Origin of the sequence: Amycolatopsis acidicola (assembly GCF_007713735.2) — a bacterium.
In the GTDB taxonomy this organism is placed as follows: domain Bacteria; phylum Actinomycetota; class Actinomycetes; order Mycobacteriales; family Pseudonocardiaceae; genus Amycolatopsis_E; species Amycolatopsis_E acidicola.
On the sequence record NZ_VMNW02000034.1, the window covers coordinates 1 to 21,066 of the forward strand.

Sequence of the window (21,066 nt, forward strand, 5' to 3'; positions counted from 1 at the left end):
GGTGGGGACACTGTCGCGCGGAGCGTGTCCGTCAGGGGCGGTGGTCGGGCTGGCGGGTGGGAATTCATGATGAGGCGATCCCACAGCCAGGGGCCGCCTCAGGTTCCTCTACCCGCACCGCCACGCAAACCACATTCGAAACACTTCCTAAGGGGTGCCGTGCGGGCGCTGGTAGTTGCCTTCGGCCAAGCCCTGGAGCAACGCCCGTCGCGCGGAGTGGACGTGTTCTTCGGCGACGGCGGCGAGGCGCTCGGTGTCCCCGGCGCGGATCAGTTCGGCCAGTTCGCGGTGTTCGTGCACGACGCGGGCCGCGTAGTGCTCATGGCCGTAGCGGATCCGGTGTGACTGGAACAGGTACACCTGCGAGCGCACGGCGTGCCAGGCTTCGAGCAGGCGCCGGTTGCCCGCCGCCCGGTAGACCGCCTCGTGGAAGTCGAGGTCGAGGGAAAGCAGCCGCGTGCCGTCGTTTTCCTCGGCCATCGCTGCCACCAGGCGATCCAGCTCGTCGAGGTTTTCGCCGCGCCCCGCGGCCGTGACCGCGGCCAGCCTGTCGAGCGCGGCGCGCACGGCGTAGACCTCCTCGACGTCGGCCTCGGTCAGCTCGATCACGCGGGTTCCCTTGTGCCACACCGAACGCACGAGGCCCTCGCGCTCCAGCAACGCCAGCCCTTCGCGCACGGAACCGCGGCTGACTTCCAGTGACGCCGCCAGCTCCACCTCGCGCAGGGCACTGCCGGGCGGCACCCGGCCGCTCAAGATCTCCTCGCGGATGCGGTCCGCCGCTTCCTCCGCGAGCCCGCGGCGTCGTGCCGGTCTCACCATGTCTGAATGTTGACATTAACCGTACCCGCAGGTCAAGCTGGGCGTATCCGCCACACAGAGGAGCTGCCGATGACACGCCCCGGTTTCCACCTGGCCATCCCGGTCGACGATCTGGCCCGCGCCCGCGAGTTCTACGGCGGTGTGCTCGGCCTGCCCGAGGGGCGCTCGGCCGAGGCTTGGGTGGACTGGAACTTCCACGGCCATCAGGTGGTCACGCACGTGGTCGCCGGTGCGCGCGCCGAGTCGGGGCGCAATCCCGTCGACGGGCACGACGTGCCGGTGCCGCATTTCGGGCTGATCCTGTCGGTCGAGGACTTCCACGAGCTGGCGGGCAAGCTCCGCGCGGCGGGCACCGAGTTCGTGATCGAGCCGTACCAGCGCTTCGCCGGTGAGCCGGGGGAGCAGTGGACCATGTTCCTGCACGACCCGGCCGGGAACGCCTTGGAGTTCAAGGCGTTCCGGGACGAGTCGCAGCTGTTCGCCCGATGAGCCGGGGCGTACTGGTCACCGGCGCGGCGACGGGCCTCGGCCGTGCGGTCGCGTTGGCGTTCGCCGGGCGCGGGGAGCGGGTGGCCGTGCACTACCGCTCCGGCCGGGCAGGCGCGGAAACGACGCTGGCCGCCTTGCCGGGCGAAGGGCACGCGCTCGTCCAAGGCGACTTGGCCCATGACGCGACGCAGATCGCGGACGCCGCCGAGGAAGCGCTCGGCGGGGTGGACGTGCTCGTGAACAACGCCGCCGTCGCGCCGGGCGACGACAACGCGCATCCGTTGGCCAGTACGGATTTCGAGCAGTGGCAGCGGGTGTGGCGGCAGTCGGTCGAGGTGAACCTGCTCGGCACGGCGGACCTCACCTACCGCGTCGCCCGGCACATGATCGCCCGCGGCGCGCCCGGCCGGATCGTCCACGTCGGTTCCCGCGGCGCCTTCCGCGGCGAGCCGGACTACCCGGCCTATGGGGCGACCAAGGCCGCGCTGCACGCCTTCGGGCAGTCACTGGCTGTTTCCCTTGCGCCGCATGGCATTTCGGTGGCTTCGGTGGCGCCGGGCTTTATCGCGACGGACCGGCAGGCCCACCGCCTCACCGGCGAAAGCGGCGAGGCACTGCGGACGCAGAGCCCGTTCGGTCGTGTCGCCGAGCCGGGCGAGATCGCCGACGCGATCGTGTACCTCGCGGATCCGGGCTCGTCGTGGGCTTCGGGAACAGTCTTGGACCTCAACGGCGCGTCGTATTTACGGACGTAACGCGCGGCTGTCGAACACCGCGCCCGCGCCACCAACGGCTGGGATCCGGATGCGCGAAGCGGGCGATGAGGCCATCATCGGTCGCATGCCCAAGCCTCTCAGCGAAGCAGCACGCCAGGAATTCCTCGCCGGCAAGCACGTCGCCGTGCTGTCCGTCGCGGCGAACGACGGACGCCCGCCGGCCAGCGTCCCGATCTGGTACGACTACACGCCCGGCGGAAACATCCGGATCAGCACCGGCGCCGGACGCCGGAAAGCCCGGCTCATCGAAGAAGCCGGTGTGGTGACCGTGGCGGTTCAGCAGGAGGAGCTGCCGTACAAGTACGTCGTCGTCGAAGGTACCGTCGTCGACATCAAGACCCCGTCTCCGCGGGACGCGCGAGAGGCGATCGCCGCCAACTACCTCGGCCCCGAGGAGGCGCGTGGCTTCGCGGAAAGCTCAGACGGCAGCGGCTCGGTCCTGTTCACGATCCGCCCCGACCGGTGGTTCACCCAGGATTTCTCGGGCGACCTCTGACGCGCTCACCCCACGGGCGGCGCGGAGCCGAGCACCTCGTCGAACGTTTCGCCCGCGTCCGGAGTCAGCGGCCCCGCGTACTCGATCCCGAGGCGTTCCGCGAGATCGCGGGTGTGCAGCCGGACGGCGGCTTCGACGAGCTGGGCGTACGTGTCCGTCGTCGCCCGGACGCGGCCGCGGGCGCCGATCGCGAGCACGACGGCGACCACGCCGGCGGGCCACCACAGGATCACGAGCGGCGCGTACAGCAGGGCCCAGGCGCCGAGTTCGGTCGCCCGGGTGATCGACGTGCGCGCCGCCGTGATCTCGGTCCGCTCCTGCTCCGGAAGCACCAGCCACAGGTGCGGCCACAGGAGTGCGAGGTCGAGGCGGTGGTCGCGCCGCAGGCGTTCCGATACGCCGTGGATGCGGTCGCCGCTCCACGTCGGCCTGTCCGGGCGTTCCGCGGCGATCGCCGACCTTGCCCGGAGCGCGGCGTGCCGCGGCTCGGCGTCTACCTTGCGCCCCAAGGCTTTCGCCTGCGCGGCTTCGGTCCAGGCGGCGCTGTATCCGGCATGCGCGTTGTCCCACCGCCTGCGCCGGGCCAGTGTGCGCCACTGAGCGAGCGGGCGGATCCAGCGCGGCCATGAATGCCAGCCCGCCGCCAGCACCACGCGCTCGATCCCGGCGCCGAGGACGCGCGCGACGAGACCGGTCATCACGGATCCCGCGAGTAGGGCCAGCAGCAACACCACCTGACCGCCGACGGTGCCGGCAGCCGGAGCGTGCGCCCACGCGGTGACCTGACGGACCAGCTGGGGAACGTCCAGCGCGTGCGACTGACCGAGCGCACCGGCAACGGCCACGACAGCGAGATACAGCGCGCCCGGGAGCGCCAGCAGGCCCAGCCACTTGTCGGCCAGGCTCTTGCCGAGCTGGCCGCCGAACCCGCCGAGAAACCCTGTCACGGCGCCAGCGTCGCACGTCGGAGGTGCGCGCCCGTCACTTCGCAGACCGGCGGTTCGCCTCGCCCCGGCCAGGCGAACCGGGCGCAGGGGTGACTCGCGCGCGGGCAGAGCAGCACCGGCTCGTGCGGGCGGTCGCGCTCGATCCCGGCCAGCGTGATCATCGACGCGTCCCTGGTGCGGCCGAACACGCCCAGCGCGTCCTGTGCGCGCCGCAGCGCGCGATGGACGGCTTCGAGGTGCTCGGCCGGGTCGGCTCCGGCGCGGAGCGCGGCCAGCAGTTCGTCCAGCTGCCGCAAGCCTTCCGCGGGGCCGCCGGCCAAGGTGGCGCGAAGGGAATCCCCGTGCTCGCAGACGTACGCGACGGCCTCCGCGATTTCTTCGCCCGACCTGTTCCCCACTGGACCTTCCCCGGAAAAACGACGAATACCCACGAATCCCAGCGCCGTGAGACGCGGTAATCGTACGCTGAAACAAGATCGCCACAAGGAGGACGGATGACCCGCCGCGACGAACTGACCGAGTTGCTCGCCGGGTTCGTCGGGCGGATCCGGGAAAGCGGCGACCCCGCGCAGGCGTTCGCGCCCGCCGTCACTTCGCTCGCCGCGGATCTGGCGCGGAGTATGGACGAAACCGCCCCGGACAACGTCGAGGCGTGGTATGTCCTCGGCTGGCTGAGGTGGCTCCAGGCCGAAGCGCTGACGGGGGAGGAGCGGCAGGCCGCGGCCGGGAATGCCTTGGGGCTGCTGCTTCCCGCCGCGAGTCTGCTCGGCAGGGCGGAGTTCCCCGCGCCGCTGCTGCCCGCGCTCGGGGACGAGATCATGCCGCAGCTGGCCGCCATGATCGGGCAGGCGAGCCGCGCCGGGAACACGGCGATGCTCTCGGAGGCGGTCGTCATCTTCGGCCACGTGCTGGCGGCGACCTACGAGGACAATCCCGATCTCCCGCAACGTCTCTCGCTGTTCGGTGCCGCGCTGATGACCCGGTTCCAGCTCGCCGGGGATGAGCGGGACCTCGAAAGCGCGCTGTCGGCCCTCCGCGACGCCGTGCGTCTCGGGGCCCGGGATCGCGGTCTCGACACCTATCTGCTGAACCTCTGCGCGACCCTCAAACTCCGGCACGGCCGGAACGGCGACCCGGCGGATCTGGACGAGGCCATCGAGGTCGGCCGGCGCGCCGTCGCCGCGTCGGAGGAGCGGGACAAGCTCGTGGCCGCGCTGACGAACCTGAACAGCGTGCTGCTGACGAGGTTCGCGCGCACGGCACGGCGGGAAGATCTGACGGAGGGCACCGACACGATCCGGCGAGCGATCGCCACCGCCCGCCCGGACGACCCGAACCGGCCCGCCATGCTGAACAACCTCGCCGAGGCGTTGCGCGAGAGCTTCGCCCACGGCGGCCCGGCGTCCGATTTGGACGAAGCGCTGCGTGCCGCCCGTCTGGCCGTGCAGACCGGCGAAGGCAGCCTGGACGCGCCGATGTTCGCGTCGAACCTGCAGCGGATCCTGCGGAGCAAGGTCGAGGTGGGCGGGTCCGCCGAGGAAACCGACGAGCTGATTTCCTTGCTGCGCAAGGCTGTCGCGGCCGACCCGGACAATTCCGCGCTCGCGACCGACTTCGGCTACCAGCTCGTGCGGCGGAACGCGGCGGGAGATCTGGACGAAGCCGCCGCCCTGGCCCGGCGTGCGGTCGCGCTCACCGATTCCGGGGAGGTGCACGTGCTCGCGCTGGTCCTGCTGGATCGCGCGCTTTCCCTTGGCGCGCCTGAACGACTGGACGAGGTGATCGCCACCCGGCGGGCGATCGTGGGGACGCTCCCCGCCGACGACGATGGCCTGTCCGAATCGCTGACGAGCCTGGCGTATGTGCTGCTGGACCGGTTCAAACGCACCGAGGACCCGCGGGATCTGGCCGAGGCCGAGGAAAGGGTCCGCGCGGCGTTCGAGGTCGCGCGCACCGAAACCGACCGCGCGTACTGCCTTTCCGACATCTGCGGGGTGCTCTTCGCCCGCTACACGCACGAGGGCAAGCGAGAGGCGCTGGACGAGGCGGCAGCCGTCGCGCGCGGCGTCGCTGACCAGCCCTTGCCGCCGGGCGTCCTGCTCAACCTGGCGCACCTGCTGGAACGGCGCGGGCAGGCGGCGGCGGAGCTGGACGACCTCGACGCGGCGATCGCGCTCGTCCGGCGTGCCGCCGCGGCGACGGCGGAAGGGCGGGAAACACCGCCACGGGTGTACATCCAGCTCCGGGCGTCGGACATCTGGAGCGCCCCGATGGCCGAGGAAGCGCTGGGGCACCGGGAAGTGCTGCAGCTGCTCGGCGCGTACCTGTTGCGGCGCTTCGAATGGACCAACGTGGCCGCCGACGCCGACGCGCTGGTGGACGTGCGGCGTCAGCTGGTCGCGACAGCCGACGGGGCGAACCAGGCCGCTGGCTTCGCGTCGCTGAGCTACGCGCTCAAGGCACGTTTTCTCGTGTCGGGCAACCACTCCGACCTCGACGAAGCGGTCGAGACGGGCCGGCGTGCCCTCGCGCTCGAACCCGAAAACGGCCTGTTCCTGGTGTCGTTGAGCGACACGGGCCGGATCCGGTTCGAGCACGGCGGCGACAAGGCCGATCTGGACGAGGCCATCGAAATGGGGCGGAGGGCGACTGCCCTTCCGCTGAAGGGCAGCAACCGCGCGCAGGCGTGGGTGAACCTGTCCGTGCTCCTGCGCACCAGGTTCGCCCGGGACAGATTCCCCGCGGACATCGACGACGCCGTGGACGCGGGGCGGCGCGCGCTCGAATTCGCTGACGAGGAGGACTACGACCGGCCGAACTGGATGCTGAGCTACGCGGAGGCGCTGATCACCCGGTTCCGGCGTGACGCGCGGCGGGCCGAACGCTCCACGGAAATGGAGGCGGACCGGGCGGAAGCGATCCGCGTGGCGTCGCGGCTCGCCGGCCGCGCCACCGCGTCGCCGAGGGCGCGGATCCGGGGCGCGAAGATCGGCGCCTGGCTGGCCGTCGAGGAGCGGGTGCCCGGCACGGAAGACCTGAAGACGGCGGCGGATCTGCTGGAGACAGCGGTGCACCTGATCCCCGAGGTGGCGCCGCGCAGTATGCGCCGCCGAGAGCAGCACGGCGCGCTCGAACTGGCCGAGGGCTTCACCGACGACGCCGCGGCGATGGCGTTGCTCGCCGAGGACCGTTCCCCGGAGGAACGGGCCCAGCGAGCGCTTTCCTTGCTGGAGGCGGGCCGCGCCGTGCTGTTGAGCCAACTCCTCGACACCCGTGGCGACCTCACAGACCTCCGGGATGCCCGCCCTGAACTGGCGGCCCGCTTCACCGGTCTGCGGGAACTCCTGGACGCCGACGACGAAAACGCGGACCGCATCGCCCTCGCCGGGGAGCTGGCGGCCACGCTCCGCGAGATCCGGAACGTCGACGGGTTCGGCACCTTCGCGCTGCCCCCGGGGCCGGCGGAGTTGCGGGCAGCCGCGGCCGAGGGGCCGATCGTCACCCTCAACCTCGCGCACGGGGGCCACGCGCTCTTGCTCACCACCGAGGGCGTCACGGCCTTGCCGCTGCCGGGCCTCACCGCGTCGGCGGTGATCGACCAGATCAACACCTTCCACGTGGCGCTGCGCGAAGCCTACGACCCGGACGCGGATCGAGCGGCAGCTCAGACGGTGTTGAGCGACGTGCTGAAATGGCTCTGGGACAACGTGACCGGCCCGGTACTCGACGAGCTCGGCTACCACGGAACGCCCGCGGACGGCGAGCCGTGGCCGCGGTGCTGGTGGGCGCCCGGCGGGTACTTCAGCCTGCTGCCGCTGCACGCGGCCGGGCATCACGACGACGCCGGTGGCCGTACGGTGATGGACCGCGTGGTGTCGTCGTACACGCCAACTATCAGGAGCCTGCGTCACGCGCGACGACGGCCTTCGGCGGAGCGGCCCTGCCGTTCGCTGATCGTCGCGATGCCTTCCACGCCAGGGCTTTCCGAGCTGCGGAACGTCCGCGCCGAGGCCGAGCTGCTGACCGGGATCCTGCCCGGCGCGATCACGTTGACCGAGCCGGAACGGGAGCAGGTGCTGGCGGAGCTGCCCCGGCACGCGATCGCGCATTTCGCCTGCCACGGCAGTTACGACGTGGAGAATCCGGCGGCCGGCAGGCTTTTGCTGCGTGACCACGAACGGAATCCGCTCACCGTGGGAGATTTCAACGCGGTCAACCTCGACGGCGCGCGGCTGGCGTATCTTTCGGCCTGCCACACCGCGGTGAACATCAGCGACACCTTGCTCGACGAGGCGATGCACCTGGCCGGTGCGGTGCAGGCGGCCGGTTTCCCGCAGGTGATCGGCACGCTGTGGGAGCTCGACGACGAGGTCGCCGTCGAGATCACCGGGGACTTCTACCGCGGGCTCGCCGAGCCGGGTGGCGCGCTCGACCCTGGCCGGGCCGCCCGCTCCCTGCACCGCGCGGTGCGGGCGCAGCGGGACCTTTACCCCGCCACGCCGTCACTGTGGGCTTCGCACCTGCACTTCGGCGCGTGATCAGAGCCTGCCGAAGACGATCTTGCGCAGCGACGGCAGGTACCGGACGAACGGGTCGTCCTGGAAGGACAGCGGGCCCGACCGCAGCGGCGTGGCGCCGAAGCCGGGGCTGTCGGGTCGGGGGCCGTGCACGCCGTCGGGTGTGCCGTCGCCGCCCGCGGAGGCCGCGTACACCGGGCCACCGAAACGCAGCTCACTCGCCGACTGCACGCCGACACCGGCGCAGCCGAGGAAGACCAGCGCATCCGCCGTCAAGCCGTGGTCCCGCGCCGTGAGCCCGGCGACGAGCCCGCCGTAGCCGCGCGCGACCACCACGACCCGGGCCGCTTTGCCGTAGCGGCCGTGCTTCGCCGTCACGGGCAGAGCGGCGAGAAAGCCGGCGAACTGGCCTGTCGCCGCAGCCGCGTGGGACGGATCCCTGGCGTCCGCCGCGCTTTCCGGCACTGTGTAGTCCGCCCAGGTGATCACGGAGACGTCGCGCTCGTCCTGACCGGCCGCGATCCTGCCGTGCAGGCTTTCCGCCTGCCCCTGGATCTTGTCGACGGCGAGGAACCCGCCGCCGATCCCGTGTACCAGGACGACGACGTAGCGCGCGTTGTCCGGGTTGTTCCGCGCGAGGATCAGGCGCTCTTCCTCAGGACGGAATCCGATGAGCATCATGCGTTCGTCGTCCGGCATTACCGCAGTGTGCCCGTTCGGGCGCGGCGGTGTGGTCGTTTTCGCTAACCTCGCCGATATGACCGAGGATGCCGTCGCGCTGGCCGCCGAGCTCGCCGAGGATGTGCTGTACCCGAACGCGATCGACGTGGACACCGGGCGGCGGCCGCTGTCGGCGAACCTGGACCTGCTGGCGGAGCACGGTTTCTATGGCGGGATGCTGCCGCGCGCGGCGGGCGGGCTCGGGCTTGATTTCGCGGCCGCGAACCTGGCGGCGGAGATCCTCGCCTCGGGCTGCCTGAGCACTACGCTCACCCTGGGCCAGCATCTGGGGATCACCACCACGCTCGCCCTGCAGGGCAGCCCGGAACAGCAGGCGCGCTGGCTGCCCGGGCTCGCGGCCGGGAAACTGCGCACCGGCGCGGCGTTCACCGGAGCCATCCCGGGCCCGCCGCGGCTGACGATCCGCGAAACCCCCGGCGGCCCGCGGATTTCCGGGACCGCGCCGTGGGTGAGCGGGTGGGGGATGATCGACCTGCTCGGCACCGCGGCCCGCGACGAGGACGACAACATCCGCTGGCTGCTCATCGACGCCGAGGAAGCGCCCACGCTGCGCGTCACGCCGCAGCGGATGCTCGCGGCCAACGCCAGCAACACGGTGGTCGCCGAGTTCACCGACCACCCCGTGCCCGCGGACAGGCTGATCACCGTGAACACGCCGGCCGATCACGCGGCGGGGGAGCCGTTCAGCAAGCGGCTCAACGGTTCCCTGGTGCTCGGCGTCGCACGGCGCGGCGTGGCCCTGCTCGACGATCCGAAGTGGACGGACGAACTCGACGCCGTGCGCGCGGATCTCGACGCGATGGCCGACATCGACGCGGCCCGCGCGCGGGCGGGGGAGTTCGCGGTGCGCGTGGCCACGGCTGCCGTGGTGCGCGGCGGTGGCCGCGGGGTGCTCGCCGACGCGCATCCGCAGCGGCTGTTGCGGGAGGCCGGGCTGATGCTGGTGTTCAGCTCCCGCCCGGCCATCCAGGACGGCATCCTGCGCCGTCTGTCCACTTAGGTCAGTTGACGTACCGGCCGAGCGCCGACTGGTAGTCGGCGAAGTCCGGGTCGGTGTGGATCCGGTCGCCGTTGTCCGGTACGAGCGCGGAGAAGGGGCAGTCCGGGTTCGTGCTGCCCGCGATCTCCCCGCTGCCGACCTCCTTGCCGGTTTTGGCTTCGTACACGGTGAAGTCGTACTCGCCCTGGTACAGCTTGAGGCTGTCCCCGTTGAAGTCGCAGTCCGTCAGGTACTGACCGTCGTCCGGGGCGTCCAGGCAGGCGATGAGCTGGACGTCGTGCGGGTCGAGGTCGTCCCCGCTCCAGTAGTCCGCGACGCCGGTGTCCGGGTGCATCTGGTTGACGTCGTCGGCCTCGCCGTGGTCGAACATGACGATCGGGTGCGGGCCGCTGCCGGTGTAGCCGGCGGTATCGGGGAAGTACTTGCGGCCGCCGGATCCGTAGCATCCGGCCTCCAGATCGGAGGCGCGCTCCAGGGCCTGGTCACTGGACTTCGGGGCGGCGAACACCCAGTACACGCCATAGCCGAGCACGGCGACGAGCCCGACCGCGACCAGCCGCAGCACCAGGGTCCGCTGCTTCCCGGCCGGTTTCCGCGGCTCGTTCCCGCGCGTCGCGGAGAAGTACGCGAGGTAGAGCAGCGGCGAGAGCGCGAGCAGCGCGAACACCACCCCGACGAAGACGTTGCCGTCCTTGAACCCCATCACCGAGAACAGCACGGAAAGGCCGATGAGCACGACGGCCAGCCTGATCATGAAAACACCCTCCGACGAATTCCGACGGGGCGGACGCTAGCGGCGGAGGATGAGTTCCCGATGACAACCGGATCGGCCGCGCGCGGCTTTTTTCGTTGCGGAAACCGGCATTTTGTGGCTCCCCCGGTGGCCGGTTAGCTTCGACGCCATGGAGTGGAACCTTCGGCCGGCCGGTGAGCTGGCGGCCGCGTTGCGTGCTGGTGAAGTGTCGTCGCTGGAGTTGACGGACGCGGCGATCGCCGCGATCGAGCGGGACGACGGGGCGGTCAACGCGATCTGCGTGCCGGACTTCGAGCGCGCGCGGGCGGCGGCGCGGCAGGCCGACCAGGCCCGTGCCCGGGGCGAGGACCGGCCGCTGCTGGGCATCCCGGTCACGGTCAAGGAGTCCTACAACCTGGCGGGCCTGCCCACGACGTGGGGCATGCCGCAGTTCCGGGACTTCGTGCCGGACGAGGACGCGGTCCAGGTGTCACGGCTGAAGGCGGCGGGCGCGGTGGTGCTCGGCAAGACCAACGTGCCCTTCGGGTTGCAGGACCTGCAGAGTTTCAACGAGATCTACGGCACCACGAACAACCCGTGGGATCACGCCCGCACCTCGGGCGGCTCCTCCGGCGGATCGGCGGCGGCGCTGGCCTCCGGCTTCGGTGCCCTCTCCATCGGCTCCGACCTCGCCGGTTCACTGCGCACCCCCGCGCATTTCTGTGGCGTCTACGCGCACAAGCCGACGCTCGGGCTCGCGGCGACGCGCGGGATGACCCCGCCGCCCGCTCGGGCATTGCCGACCGAAGCCGACCTTGCCGTCGTCGGCCCGATGGCGCGCACCGCCGGTGACCTGAGTCTTCTGCTCGACGTGATGGCCGGACCGGACCCGTTGACGTTCGGCTTGGCACACCAGGTGACGCTGCCGCCCGCGCGCCACGAAAGACTCGCCGAGTTCCGCGTCCTTATATTCGACGAGCATCCGTTCATCGGGACCGGGGCCGCGGTCCGGGCTGGCGTGGACCGCGTGGCCGACGCGCTTGTCGACGGCGGCGCCCGCGTCGAACGGCACAGTCCGCTGCTGCCCGATCCGGCCGAAGCCGCGCGGGTGTACACGCAGTTGCTGTTTTCCGGCTCCACGGCACGATTTCCGGTCGACGCGTACGAGCAACTGCGGACGCGCGCGGCCGGCCTGAGCCCGGACGACCAAAGCCTCGACGCGGCCCGGCTGCGGGGAATGGTGTTGAGCCACCGCGATTGGCTCGAACTGACCGACCGTCGTGAACTCCACCGCGACGGTTGGCGGCGGCTGTTCGGCGAGTTCGACGCCGTCGTGTGCCCGATCACGCCGACTCCGGCGTTCCCGCACGACCACAACCCGGATCTGCTGGCGCGCAGGCTCGACGTCGACGGTGTCGAATACCCGTTTTTCGACCAGCTCGTCTGGGCCGGTCTGGCCACCATGCCTGGCCTTCCCGCGACGGCCGTACCCACGGGCCGGTCCGCGGAAGGCCTGCCGGTCGGAGTGCAGCTCATCGGCCCGATGTTCGGGGACCGCACCACCCTGCGGCTCGCCGAACTGCTCGAACAGCGAATCGGCGGTTTCCAGCCCCCGAAGCAGAGCAGTCTCTAAGCGCGGTGCTCCAGCCGGATGACCACTGCCTTCGACACGGGCGTGTTGGACTTCTTCGCCGTGGAATCCAGTGGCACCAAGGCGTTCGCCTCCGGGAAGTACGCCGCCGCGCAGCCGGGCGCCGTCGAGTAAGCCACGATCCGGAACTTCTCGGCGCGGCGCTCGGCGTCCTCCCACTCCGACACGAGGTCGACGATCTCGCCGTCCGCGAAGCCCAGCTCGGCCAGGTCCTTCGCGTTCACCAGCACGACTCGCCGCGCGTCCTCGATCCCGCGGTAGCGGTCGGAGAGCCCGTAGATCGTGGTGTTGTACTGGTCGTGGCTGCGCAGCGTCTGCAGCAGCAGCCTGCCTTCGGGCACCTGCGGGAATTCCAGCTCGCTGCTGGTGAAGTTCGCCTTCCCGGTGCCGGTGCGGAACTCCCGCGAGTCCCGCGGCGGGTGGGGAAGCACGAACCCGTCCGGCCGCCGCACCTTCGCGTTGTAGTCGTCGCATCCCGGGACCACGCGGGCGATCCGGTCGCGGATCCGGTCGTAGTCCTGTTCGAACTCCCGCCACGGCACGACGTGATCTTCGCCGAGCACCGTGCGCGCGAGCCGGCACACGATGGCCACTTCGGACAGCAGGTGTTCGCTGGCGGGCTGGAGTCTGCCGCGCGAGGGGTGCACGCAGGACATCGAGTCCTCGACCGTCACGAACTGCCGCCCGGACGACTGCGCGTCCAGCTCGGTGCGCCCGAGCGTGGGCAGGATCAGCGCCTGTTTCCCGTGCACCACATGGGATCGGTTGAGTTTCGTGGACACCTGCACGGTCAGCTCGCAGGATTCCAGCGCCCGCTCGGTCAGCTCCGAATCCGGGGTGGCCGCGGCGAAGTTGCCGCCCATCCCGAAGAACACCTTGCCCCGGCCGTCCCGCATCGCGCGGATCGCGTCCACCGTGTCGAACCCGTGCTTGCGTGGCACGGGAATCCCGAACTCCCGCTCCAGCGCCGCCATGAACGGCTCGGGCATCTTCTCCCAGACGCCCATCGTGCGGTCGCCCTGCACGTTGGAATGCCCGCGCACCGGGCACAGTCCCGCGCCCGGCTTGCCGATCATGCCGCGGGCGAGCGCCAGGTTCGTGATCTCCTGGATGGTCGCCACCGCGTGCTTGTGCTGCGTGACGCCCATCGCCCAGCAGTACACGGTGCGCTCGGACTCGGCGATCATGCGCGCGATGCGGACGATCTGCTCGCGCGAAAGGCCGGTGGCGCTGTCGATCGCGGCCCAGTCGATCTCGCGCAGGTGCTTCGCGTAGTCCTCGAAACCGTGCGTGGCCGAGTCGATGAACTCGTGGTCGAGCACCGTGCCCGGCGCGGCTTCCTCCCACGACAGCAGGAGATGCCCGATCGCCTGGAACAGCGCCAGGTCCCCGCCGAGGCGGATCTGCGCGAACTCGTCGGCCAGCGGCGTGCCCTTGCCGATCACCCCGCGCGGGTTCTGCGGGTTCTTGAACCGCATGAGGCCGGCCTCGGGCAACGGGTTCACCGCGATGACGCGCGCGCCGTTGCCCTTCGCCTCCTCCAGCGCGGACAGCATCCGCGGGTGGTTGGTGCCCGGGTTCTGCCCGACGACGACGATCAGGTCGGCGTGGTGCACGTCGGCCAGGCTCACCGAGCCCTTGCCGATCCCGGTGGACTCCGTCAGCGCCGCGCCGGAGGACTCGTGGCACATGTTGCTGCAGTCCGGCAGGTTGTTGGTGCCGAAGGACCGCACGAGCAGCTGGTAGGTGAACGCGGCCTCGTTGCTGGTGCGGCCGGAGGTGTAGAAGATCGCCTCGTCCGGGCTCGCGAGGCCTTTCAGTTTCTCGGCGATGAGGCCGAAAGCGTCCTCCCACGAGATCGGTTCGTAGTGCGTGCCGTCCTCGCGCAGCACCATCGGATGCGTCAGCCTGCCCTGCTGGCCGAGCCAGTAGTCCGTCTTACCGGCGAGCTCGGCCACCGGGTGCGCGGCGAAGAACTCCGGCGTGACCCGGCGCTTCGTGGCCTCCTCGGCCACGGCCTTCGCGCCGTTCTCGCAGAACTCCGCCAGCTTGCGGTGCTCACCGTCGGCGGCCTGCGGCTCCGGCCACGCGCAGCCCGGGCAGTCGAACCCCTCGCGCTGGTTCAGCAGGCGCAGGGTGCGGACCGTCCGGCCGGTGCCCATCTGCTCGACGCTGCGCAGCAGCGACACCGCGACGCCGGGAACCCCCGCCGCCCAGTGCTTCGGCTTGTGGACTTCGAGTGCGGCCTCGTCGATGTCGTCGGTGGGTGCGTTGCGAGTCACCCCTTCATCCTGCGTCCTCGGCAGCTTCGACGCTATCCCGGGTGCGCCGCAAATTTCGGTCGAACACCGTCACCGCCAGCAGCAGCACCCCGATCCCGGCCAGCGCGAATGCCAGGTGGTGCAGGCCGGTGGACGTGGCCTGGTTGCCGAAGCACAGCGCGATCAGCGTGGACGCGCCGATCGCGCCCAGGTACTGCGCGGTGCGGAAGAGACCCGAGGCGGTGCCCATCTGCTCGGCGGGCGCCTGCCCGTACAACGCTGTCTGATTGGTCACGCTCGTGAGGCCCTGGCCGAGACCGAACACCGCGGCGACACCGATGAGCGCCAGGAACCACGTGCCGTCGCCGACGAACAGCAGCAGCGCGGAACCGGCGAGCAGGGCCAGCGAGTTGATCACCAGCCGGGGGAAGATCCCGCCCGGTTTGCCGCACGCGGCGGCCGCGAGCACCGCCACCGCCGACATCGGCAGCAGCAGCGCGCCCGCGCCGGACTCGCTCATCCCGCGCGCCGCTTCCAGCCACTGCACGTAGCCGAACATGATCGAGTAGACGATGAGGAAAGCCAGTGCCTGCCGGAGATAAGTGCGCAGCAGCGGGCGGTTGCCGCCCAGCATCTTCAGGTCGATGAACGGCTTGCCGGCACGCAGTTCGGTGGCGGTGAACACGGCGGCCAGCACGACGGCCACCCCCAGCAGGTACAGGTCGCTCAGCCGCGGCTCCATCACGAACAGCAGCACGACCAGCAGCGTCGCCGAGAACAGCACGATGCCGGGCACGTCGATGCGCGCCTTGGTCAGCGTTCGCGGGTCGTCCTTCGGGACCCAGAAAATCGCCAGCAGCAGGGCCGCGGCGGCGAGCGGGATGTTCACGGCGAAGATCGACTGCCAGCCGAACAACGCGATCAGCGCGCCACCCAGCGTCGGGCCGATCACCATGACCGTCTGCGAGGCCATCGCCAGTACGGAAAGGACGTGGCTCGGCACGCCCTGCCCGGCCGCGTCGGCGCGTTTGCGCAGCACCGCCATCGCGGCCGGGAACCCGGCACACGTGCCGATGCCCAGCACCACGCGGACGCCGATGAGCCAGGACAGCGAGAACGACAGCAGGCCGCCGATCCCGGCGAGCATCACGATGACCGCGCCGGTCAGCAGCACCTTGCGCGCGCCGAAGCGGTCCACGAACAGGCCGACCACGGGCTGGCCGACCGCGGTGGCCAGGTACAGCGACGTGATCAGCCAGGCGGTTTGTTCCGCCCCCGCGCCGAAGGCATGTCCGATCGGGACGAGCGCGACGGCGATGAGGGTCGAGTTGATGGGGTTGAGCACCGCGCTGGCGACCAGTGGGGTCACCAGGCGGGGGGTGAATCGGACAGAGGCTCGGGTCGCGAGCTGCTGCGACGTCGTACTCACCGCTCCCTTTCAGTGTTCGGCGAGCCGCTGCAGGAGCGGGATCGCCTCGGCCAGTTTCGCCCGCTCGGCAGGATCGAGCCCGGTCAGCGCGCCGGCCAGCCATTCCTCCCGGTGCTGGGCAACCCCGCGCACCGTCTTGGAACCGAGGTCGGACAAGGCGACGACCACGCGCCGCCCGTCCTTCGGGTCGCGCGTGCGTTCCAGATAGCCCAGCTCGTCGAGCGCGCCGAGCGTCGCCGCCATCGACTGCTGGCGGACGTGCTCCGCGGCGGCGAGCTGTGTCTGGGTGGCCGGGCCTTCCCGGTGCAGCCGCGCCAGCACGGCGGACTGCGAAGGCGTGAGGACCTCGGCGTTGTCCACCTGGCGGAGGCGCCGGTGCAACTGGCCGACCACGCCGCGCAGCCCACCGGCGAGCCGGGCCACTTCCTGCGTTGTGCGGGTCATATGCACAGTCTAGCCTGTGCAGTCTGGCCTGGGCGGGCTCAGGGACAATTCTCACCCGTCGGCATGGGTTGCGCGGGGTCGAACTGGCCGGGTTCGCCCGGCAGGCTCGAAACGACGAGCTGCTCGCTGAAGGCCGGGGCCACCTTGTCCTCGGCGCCGGCGCCGCACGCCACGTCCAGGAAATAGCGGTGGCTGCCGTCGAGCCAGAGCGCGCCGGAGTCGAGCGCGTAATCCTGCTGGTAGCGAAGGAAAGGCTCGATGTCGCCAGGGCCCTGGACCCGCTCGCTGCCGGGGTCGAAGGCGTAGGCGACCAAGTAGTCGGCGTGCACCAGGAGCTCACCCGCGCGGCCCGCGCTCACGGTCAGGGTGCCGTTGACACGCGGCGAAACGGGCAGCAGGCGGAAGCCGTCCGCGATCTGGACGGTGTACGACCCGGGTTTCGCGCGGACGTCCGCTCGCGCGCCGGGCGCGAGCAGTTTGGCGTACTTCTCGATGTTGTGCTGCTGGGTGACCTCGGGGTCGAGGGTGGCGGTTTCGATGGCGTGCCGCACCTTGTCCAGCGCGGAACCGACCTGCTGCGCGGAGAAGGAGCCGGTCTTGGCGGCGGGCGGGATGGTCAGCCCGGCGATGCCCTCCTTCCAGGCCTGCGCGGGCGTGTTGTCGAACGGATGGGAAAGATCGACGCGTGCATAGTCCGGCAACGTGGTCGGCGCGGGCGGCGTGGTGGTCACCCCGGCACCGCCGTCGCCGCCGGAGGACGCGGGGTCGTAGTGCTCGGAGGTCGACCTGCCCCATTGGACGAACGCGTAGCCGCCGCCGGCGAGGACGACGAGCACCGCGGCGATGATCGTCAGGCGTCTGCCGCGTCTGGCCTTGGCACGGTTCTTCCGGTAGTCGACCCAAGCCTCTTTCTCGGCGTGGCGCTGCCAGTCGGGGTCGAGCAGTTCGGGGTGGGGGTCGGGGAGGTCGTCGGTCACGCGGATAGATCGGCGGCCCCGTCCGTCCGTTACGGAATTTCAGGTCACGAAACGATGTCCGCCACCAGCTCCGGCCGCGAGACGTGCGGGCAGTGCCCGCCGGGCACCTCGACCGGCTCCACGCCGAGCCGCTCCCGCGCGACCCGGCGCATCCACTCCGGGCGCAGGGTCCGGTCCCCGGTCGGCAGCACGTACGTCGACGGCAGCGGCTCCCCGGTCACGGTCTCCCCGTACACCCCGCGCGGGTACCACGTCCGCACGGTCGGCAGCGCCCACCGCAGCGTCGCCAGATCGCAGTCGTGGAACAGGAAGTACGCCGCCACAACGGGATCCGACGCCGGCGGCTTCTCAAGACCCCGCCACTCCGGCGTGACCACCTCCGCGGCGGCCGCGCGCATCTCGGACAGGAACGGCAGCTCGCTCGGCACCGCCGCGGCCAGCCACACCAGCCGGCGGGCCTTCAGCGCCGCGCCGACCGCGGGCAGCACGAGCCCGGCGCCCGAGTGCCCGATCACGACGGGACTGTCCACATCCGTCTGTTCCACCGCGCAGCGGGCGTAGTCCTCGGAGAGCAGTTCGGGCCGGTTGGTCGGGAGATCGACCGTGACGGCCCGGTGTCCCCGCTTCTCCAGCACGCGCACCAGCCGCCCCCAGCCCGCCGGGGACTGGGTGGTGCCGTGGATCAGCACGAAGTCCATGCGGGGATCCTGCCCCGGCGAGGCCGTTCGCGCACCTGTTTCGCGGCACCGCCACCCCGGTCAGCGCAGCGCGGCCCGGATGATCCCCGCCATCCCGGTCATCCCGGACAGGAACGGGTGGTACGGCGCGGCGACGAGGCTCAGCGACTGCCCGTTGATCCACGCCGCCGCGCCGGCACAGGCGTCGTGCCCGAGCGACGGGGTGAATGTGTCCACATAGGACGAAGAGCCGTCGTCGGCCGCGGCCTTCGCGATCGCCGTGTTCAGTGCTTCCTCGACGCTGTTGAGCCAGGCGTAGTCCCCGTCGGCGAAGGGCAGCACGTCGGGGCAGGTCCCGCTCGGCGGCGCGATCCGCGGGTAGCCGATCGCGAGAACCTTCGCCTTCGGTGCCCTGGCGTGGATCTCGCCCAGCACAGTGGTGATCTTGGCCTGGGTCTGCTCGATCTCGGCCTTGATCGTGTCCACCCCATCGACCGTGAAGTGCCGCTGGCACGGGTTACCCGAAGGATCCGAGGCGCGCAGCGACGGGCAGGTGCCGACGACCGTGCCGAACACGGCGCCGTCGTTTCCGCCGATGCCGATCGTCACGAGGTCGGTGTCCGTGCGGAGCGCGTCGAGCTGCGGGGCGTTGGTGCCGAAGGTGATTGTCTGCGGCGACGTCATGTCGGTGGTGTCGGCGCCGCTGCAACTGACGTCGGTGTAGGAGGACACGCCCAGCCGGAAGGCGAGCTGCGCGGGGTAGTTCGACGTGGAGCGGAAGCAGCCCGCGGGGTCGAGCCGGGGGAGCGGGATCAGCGGCCCGGCGGTGTAGGAGTCGCCGAGCGCGACGTAACGGGAATAGTGCCGGGTGGCCGCGCCGGCCGGGAGGGCCGAGGCCAGCAGGGTCAGGGCGGCGAGAACAGCGACGGTGATGCTACGGCGTGCGCGCATGGTTCTTTCCTAGTCGCGCGCCACCTCGCCGGTCGCCGCCCGTTCGGGTGGAGTTACGCCCGGTACACGATCAGGTAGCGCCAGAAGACGAGTGGCCGCACCGTCCGCCCTGGCAGCAGCGCCGCCGACTCCCGGCGGACCGCGGTCATGGCCGGGAAGTCCATCCGCACCGGCGGCCGCGGCTCGGAACCGGCCCCGCCATTGAGCCGGTCGCCCGCGGCGACGGCCAGCCGCGCGGCCAGGTTGAGCGGCGGCGCGGCCAGCCACCAGTGCGCGAAATCCCGTGGCGCGCCCGGCCTGGCGACGCCCAGCACCACGAGCACACCACCCGGCGTAAGCGCTTGCCGGAGCTTCGTCACGGTGGCGAACGGGACGTGGTGCAGCGACGCGAGACACGAGATGAAGTCGTAGCGGCCCAGTTCCGCGGTCGTGATGTCGTCGTGCCGGTAGTCCTGCTCGCCGAGCGCGCGGGCGGTGTCGATCACCCGGCGGTCCGCGTCGATCCCCGTCACTTCGAGCCCCGCCGCGGCGAGGCGGCGGGCGAAGAGGCCGGTGCCGCATCCCACGTCCAGTGCGGTCCGGGCGCCGCGGGGCACCTGCCGCAGCAACAGCGGGTGGTAGTGGTGGTTGTGGTCAAAGGGCATGGGATCACGATGCCGGAAACCGCGAACGTAGACTTGACAACCGTGGAAGAGGAGTACCCAGCCGAGCTGTCCAGCGGCGACAACTTCGTGGCAGGGCCTCTGCCGGACGACCCAGAAGAGACCGAGACCGTCGACGTCGAGGCGGTCGAGAGGCAGGCCCGCCAGGAGCTGCTGGCGGTCGAGGCCGAGCTGAACCAGCGCTGGCCGGAGAGCCGCATCGAACCTTCGCTGGACCGGATCAAGGCACTGGTCACGGTCCTCGGCGACCCCCAGAAGACGTATCCGGTGCTGCACGTCGCCGGCACCAACGGCAAGGGCTCGACGGCCCGGATGATCGACGCGCTGCTGACCAGGATGGGCCTGCGCGTCGGCCGCTACACCAGCCCGCACCTGCAGCTGGTCACCGAGCGCATCGCGCTCGACGGCGCGCCCATCCCGGCGTCGCGCTACGTCGAGATCTACCGCGACATCGCGCCGTACGTGCACATGGTGGACGCGGCGGGCGGCCCGGCGATGAGCAAGTTCGAGGTGCTCACCGGCATGGCTTTCGCCGCCTTCGCCGACGCGCCGGTGGAGGCCGCGGTGGTCGAGGTCGGCCTCGGCGGCCGGTGGGACGCGACGAACGTGGCCGACGGCCAGGTCGCCACGATCACCCCGATCGGCATCGACCACGTCGAGTACCTCGGCGGCGACATCACCGGCATCGCGGGGGAGAAGGCCGGGATCATCAAGCCCGGCAGCGTCGCGGTGCTGGCCGAGCAGGAGCCCGAAGTCCAGAAGGTGCTGCTGGAGCGCGCCGTCGAGGTGGACGCCACGGTGGCCCGCGCGGGCAGCGAATTCGGCGTACTGCAAAGGGAAATCGCCGTGGGCGGGCAGCTGCTGAAGCTGCAGGGCCTCGGCGGCGTTTACGACGAGATCTTCCTCCCGCTGCACGGGGTGCACCAGGCCAACAACGCAGCGCTCGCGCTCGCGTCGGTCGAGGCGTTCTTCGGCGCGGGCAAGGACAAGCAGCTGGTGATCGAGGCCGTGCGCGAAGCGTTCGCGGAGGTCGAGACGCCGGGCAGGCTGGAGCGCGTGCGCGCGGCCCCGGCCGTGATGATCGATGCGGCGCACAACCCGCACGGAGCGCGGGCGCTCGCGGCGACGATCGCCGAGGAGTTCGCCTTCCGCCGCTTGGCGGCGGTGGTCGGCGTGATGGCGGAGAAGGACGCGCGCGGGATCCTCGAGGCGCTCGAGCCGGTCGTCTCGGAAATCGTGGTGACGCGCAACAGCTCCCCGCGCGCGATGCCGCTCGACGAGTTGAACGAGCTGGCACTGCTGGTGTTCGGCGAGGACAGGGTGGTCGCGGAGCCGAGCCTGGAGGCCGCGATCGAGACGGCCGTGGCGCTCGTCGAAGAGAACGACGACCCGGAGGAACCGCTGTCCGGCGGCGGTGTGCTGGTGACCGGTTCGGTGGTCACCGCGGGCGAGGCGCGGACGTTGTTCGGAAAGGAACCGGCGTGAGCGAAGAG

The 21,066-nt window shown here is 71.0% G+C and carries 19 protein-coding genes; 7 read left to right on the plus strand and 12 right to left on the minus strand.

The features are described 5' to 3' along the window. Positions 1–147 precede the first annotated feature (147 nt). The gene (locus FPZ12_RS22175) at positions 148–822 is read right to left on the minus strand and encodes a GntR family transcriptional regulator (RefSeq protein ID WP_144747509.1); all 675 of its coding nucleotides are present in this window, start codon (positions 820–822) and stop codon (positions 148–150) included. 69 nt (positions 823–891) lie between these two features. Between FPZ12_RS22175 and FPZ12_RS22180 the strand changes: the two genes are divergently transcribed. The 3 genes from FPZ12_RS22180 to FPZ12_RS22190 all read left to right on the plus strand — a co-directional run bounded on the left by FPZ12_RS22180 (position 892) and on the right by FPZ12_RS22190 (position 2,583). Beyond that, entirely contained in the window at positions 892–1,311 is a 420-nt protein-coding gene (locus tag FPZ12_RS22180; RefSeq protein ID WP_144747508.1) for a VOC family protein, read from the plus strand. Next, entirely contained in the window at positions 1,308–2,066 is a 759-nt protein-coding gene (locus FPZ12_RS22185) for an SDR family NAD(P)-dependent oxidoreductase (protein WP_144747507.1), read from the plus strand. The genes FPZ12_RS22180 and FPZ12_RS22185 overlap by 4 nt, the downstream gene beginning before the upstream one ends. Before the next feature lie 85 nt (positions 2,067–2,151). Next, a complete protein-coding gene (locus FPZ12_RS22190) occupies positions 2,152–2,583 on the plus strand; it encodes a pyridoxamine 5'-phosphate oxidase family protein (RefSeq protein ID WP_144747506.1) in 432 nt (143 codons plus the stop codon). Between the two features lie 5 nt (positions 2,584–2,588). Here FPZ12_RS22190 and FPZ12_RS22195 read toward each other — a convergent pair whose 3' ends face one another. Together FPZ12_RS22195 and FPZ12_RS22200 are read right to left on the minus strand one after the other, a co-directional pair. Then, positions 2,589–3,530: a hypothetical protein gene (locus tag FPZ12_RS22195; protein ID WP_144747505.1), complete on the minus strand. Its 942-nt coding sequence runs from the start codon at positions 3,528–3,530 to the stop codon at positions 2,589–2,591. Continuing rightward, entirely contained in the window at positions 3,527–3,928 is a 402-nt protein-coding gene (locus FPZ12_RS22200) for a hypothetical protein (RefSeq protein WP_144747504.1), read from the minus strand. Before FPZ12_RS22200 ends, FPZ12_RS22195 begins: the two co-directional genes overlap by 4 nt. 96 nt (positions 3,929–4,024) lie before the next feature. On the opposite strand from FPZ12_RS22200, the gene FPZ12_RS22205 reads away from it, so the two are divergent. After that, on the plus strand, positions 4,025–8,068 hold the full coding sequence (locus FPZ12_RS22205; protein ID WP_144747503.1) for a CHAT domain-containing protein: 4,044 nt from the start codon (positions 4,025–4,027) through the stop codon (positions 8,066–8,068). On the opposite strand, the gene FPZ12_RS22210 is transcribed toward FPZ12_RS22205, so the two are convergent. Next, the gene (locus tag FPZ12_RS22210; RefSeq protein WP_144747502.1) at positions 8,069–8,746 is read right to left on the minus strand and encodes an alpha/beta hydrolase; all 678 of its coding nucleotides are present in this window, start codon (positions 8,744–8,746) and stop codon (positions 8,069–8,071) included. Positions 8,747–8,804: 58 nt separating this feature from the next. On the opposite strand from FPZ12_RS22210, the gene FPZ12_RS22215 reads away from it, so the two are divergent. Further along, positions 8,805–9,788, plus strand: a complete 984-nt coding sequence (locus FPZ12_RS22215) for an acyl-CoA dehydrogenase family protein (protein ID WP_144747501.1) — start codon at positions 8,805–8,807, stop codon at positions 9,786–9,788. A gap of 1 nt (position 9,789) precedes the next feature. Here FPZ12_RS22215 and FPZ12_RS22220 read toward each other — a convergent pair whose 3' ends face one another. After that, the gene (locus FPZ12_RS22220) at positions 9,790–10,542 is read right to left on the minus strand and encodes a hypothetical protein (RefSeq protein ID WP_144747500.1); all 753 of its coding nucleotides are present in this window, start codon (positions 10,540–10,542) and stop codon (positions 9,790–9,792) included. 148 nt (positions 10,543–10,690) lie between these two features. On the opposite strand from FPZ12_RS22220, the gene FPZ12_RS22225 reads away from it, so the two are divergent. Further along, entirely contained in the window at positions 10,691–12,154 is a 1,464-nt protein-coding gene (locus tag FPZ12_RS22225; protein WP_144747499.1) for an amidase, read from the plus strand. On the opposite strand, the gene FPZ12_RS22230 is transcribed toward FPZ12_RS22225, so the two are convergent. The 7 genes from FPZ12_RS22230 to FPZ12_RS22260 all read right to left on the minus strand — a co-directional run bounded on the left by FPZ12_RS22230 (position 12,151) and on the right by FPZ12_RS22260 (position 19,555). After that, the gene (locus tag FPZ12_RS22230; RefSeq protein ID WP_144747498.1) at positions 12,151–14,454 is read right to left on the minus strand and encodes an FdhF/YdeP family oxidoreductase; all 2,304 of its coding nucleotides are present in this window, start codon (positions 14,452–14,454) and stop codon (positions 12,151–12,153) included. The two genes, FPZ12_RS22225 and FPZ12_RS22230, sit on opposite strands and share 4 nt — an antisense overlap. A gap of 4 nt (positions 14,455–14,458) precedes the next feature. Continuing rightward, positions 14,459–15,802 (minus strand): MFS transporter, encoded by a 1,344-nt coding sequence (locus tag FPZ12_RS22235; RefSeq protein ID WP_144747497.1) that lies wholly within the window; start codon positions 15,800–15,802, stop codon positions 14,459–14,461. 69 nt (positions 15,803–15,871) lie between these two features. Next, entirely contained in the window at positions 15,872–16,306 is a 435-nt protein-coding gene (locus tag FPZ12_RS22240; protein ID WP_144747496.1) for a MarR family winged helix-turn-helix transcriptional regulator, read from the minus strand. A gap of 38 nt (positions 16,307–16,344) precedes the next feature. Beyond that, on the minus strand, positions 16,345–17,283 hold the full coding sequence (locus FPZ12_RS22245) for a hypothetical protein (protein ID WP_144747495.1): 939 nt from the start codon (positions 17,281–17,283) through the stop codon (positions 16,345–16,347). A gap of 44 nt (positions 17,284–17,327) precedes the next feature. Beyond that, positions 17,328–17,981 (minus strand): alpha/beta fold hydrolase, encoded by a 654-nt coding sequence (locus tag FPZ12_RS22250; RefSeq protein WP_144747494.1) that lies wholly within the window; start codon positions 17,979–17,981, stop codon positions 17,328–17,330. 60 nt (positions 17,982–18,041) lie between these two features. After that, entirely contained in the window at positions 18,042–18,911 is an 870-nt protein-coding gene (locus FPZ12_RS22255; RefSeq protein ID WP_144747493.1) for an SGNH/GDSL hydrolase family protein, read from the minus strand. Positions 18,912–18,964: 53 nt separating this feature from the next. Continuing rightward, complete coding sequence (locus FPZ12_RS22260) at positions 18,965–19,555, minus strand: class I SAM-dependent methyltransferase (RefSeq protein WP_144747492.1); 591 nt, start codon at positions 19,553–19,555, stop codon at positions 18,965–18,967. A 9-nt stretch (positions 19,556–19,564) separates the two neighbouring features. Here FPZ12_RS22260 and folC point away from each other — a divergent pair, with 9 nt between their 5' ends. Then, on the plus strand, positions 19,565–21,058 hold the full coding sequence (gene folC / locus FPZ12_RS22265) for a bifunctional tetrahydrofolate synthase/dihydrofolate synthase (RefSeq protein WP_208025952.1): 1,494 nt from the start codon (positions 19,565–19,567) through the stop codon (positions 21,056–21,058). Positions 21,059–21,066: the final 8 nt, after the last annotated feature.

Excerpts from the sequence above, each read along its gene's own strand:
- FPZ12_RS22175 (WP_144747509.1), bottom strand. The coding sequence starts at position 822 with ATGGTGAGACCGGCACGACGCCGCGGGCTCGCGGAGGAAGCGGCGGAC.
- FPZ12_RS22210 (WP_144747502.1), bottom strand. The coding sequence starts at position 8,746 with ATGCCGGACGACGAACGCATGATGCTCATCGGATTCCGTCCTGAGGAA.
- FPZ12_RS22205 (WP_144747503.1), top strand. The coding sequence starts at position 4,025 with ATGACCCGCCGCGACGAACTGACCGAGTTGCTCGCCGGGTTCGTCGGG.
- FPZ12_RS22260 (WP_144747492.1), bottom strand. The coding sequence starts at position 19,555 with ATGCCCTTTGACCACAACCACCACTACCACCCGCTGTTGCTGCGGCAG.
- FPZ12_RS22215 (WP_144747501.1), top strand. The coding sequence starts at position 8,805 with ATGACCGAGGATGCCGTCGCGCTGGCCGCCGAGCTCGCCGAGGATGTG.
- FPZ12_RS22240 (WP_144747496.1), bottom strand. The coding sequence starts at position 16,306 with ATGACCCGCACAACGCAGGAAGTGGCCCGGCTCGCCGGTGGGCTGCGC.
- FPZ12_RS22250 (WP_144747494.1), bottom strand. The coding sequence starts at position 17,981 with ATGGACTTCGTGCTGATCCACGGCACCACCCAGTCCCCGGCGGGCTGG.
- FPZ12_RS22180 (WP_144747508.1), top strand. The coding sequence starts at position 892 with ATGACACGCCCCGGTTTCCACCTGGCCATCCCGGTCGACGATCTGGCC.
- FPZ12_RS22220 (WP_144747500.1), bottom strand. The coding sequence starts at position 10,542 with ATGATCAGGCTGGCCGTCGTGCTCATCGGCCTTTCCGTGCTGTTCTCG.
- FPZ12_RS22255 (WP_144747493.1), bottom strand. The coding sequence starts at position 18,911 with ATGCGCGCACGCCGTAGCATCACCGTCGCTGTTCTCGCCGCCCTGACC.
- folC (WP_208025952.1), top strand. The coding sequence starts at position 19,565 with ATGCCGGAAACCGCGAACGTAGACTTGACAACCGTGGAAGAGGAGTAC.
- FPZ12_RS22190 (WP_144747506.1), top strand. The coding sequence starts at position 2,152 with ATGCCCAAGCCTCTCAGCGAAGCAGCACGCCAGGAATTCCTCGCCGGC.
- FPZ12_RS22225 (WP_144747499.1), top strand. The coding sequence starts at position 10,691 with ATGGAGTGGAACCTTCGGCCGGCCGGTGAGCTGGCGGCCGCGTTGCGT.
- FPZ12_RS22185 (WP_144747507.1), top strand. The coding sequence starts at position 1,308 with ATGAGCCGGGGCGTACTGGTCACCGGCGCGGCGACGGGCCTCGGCCGT.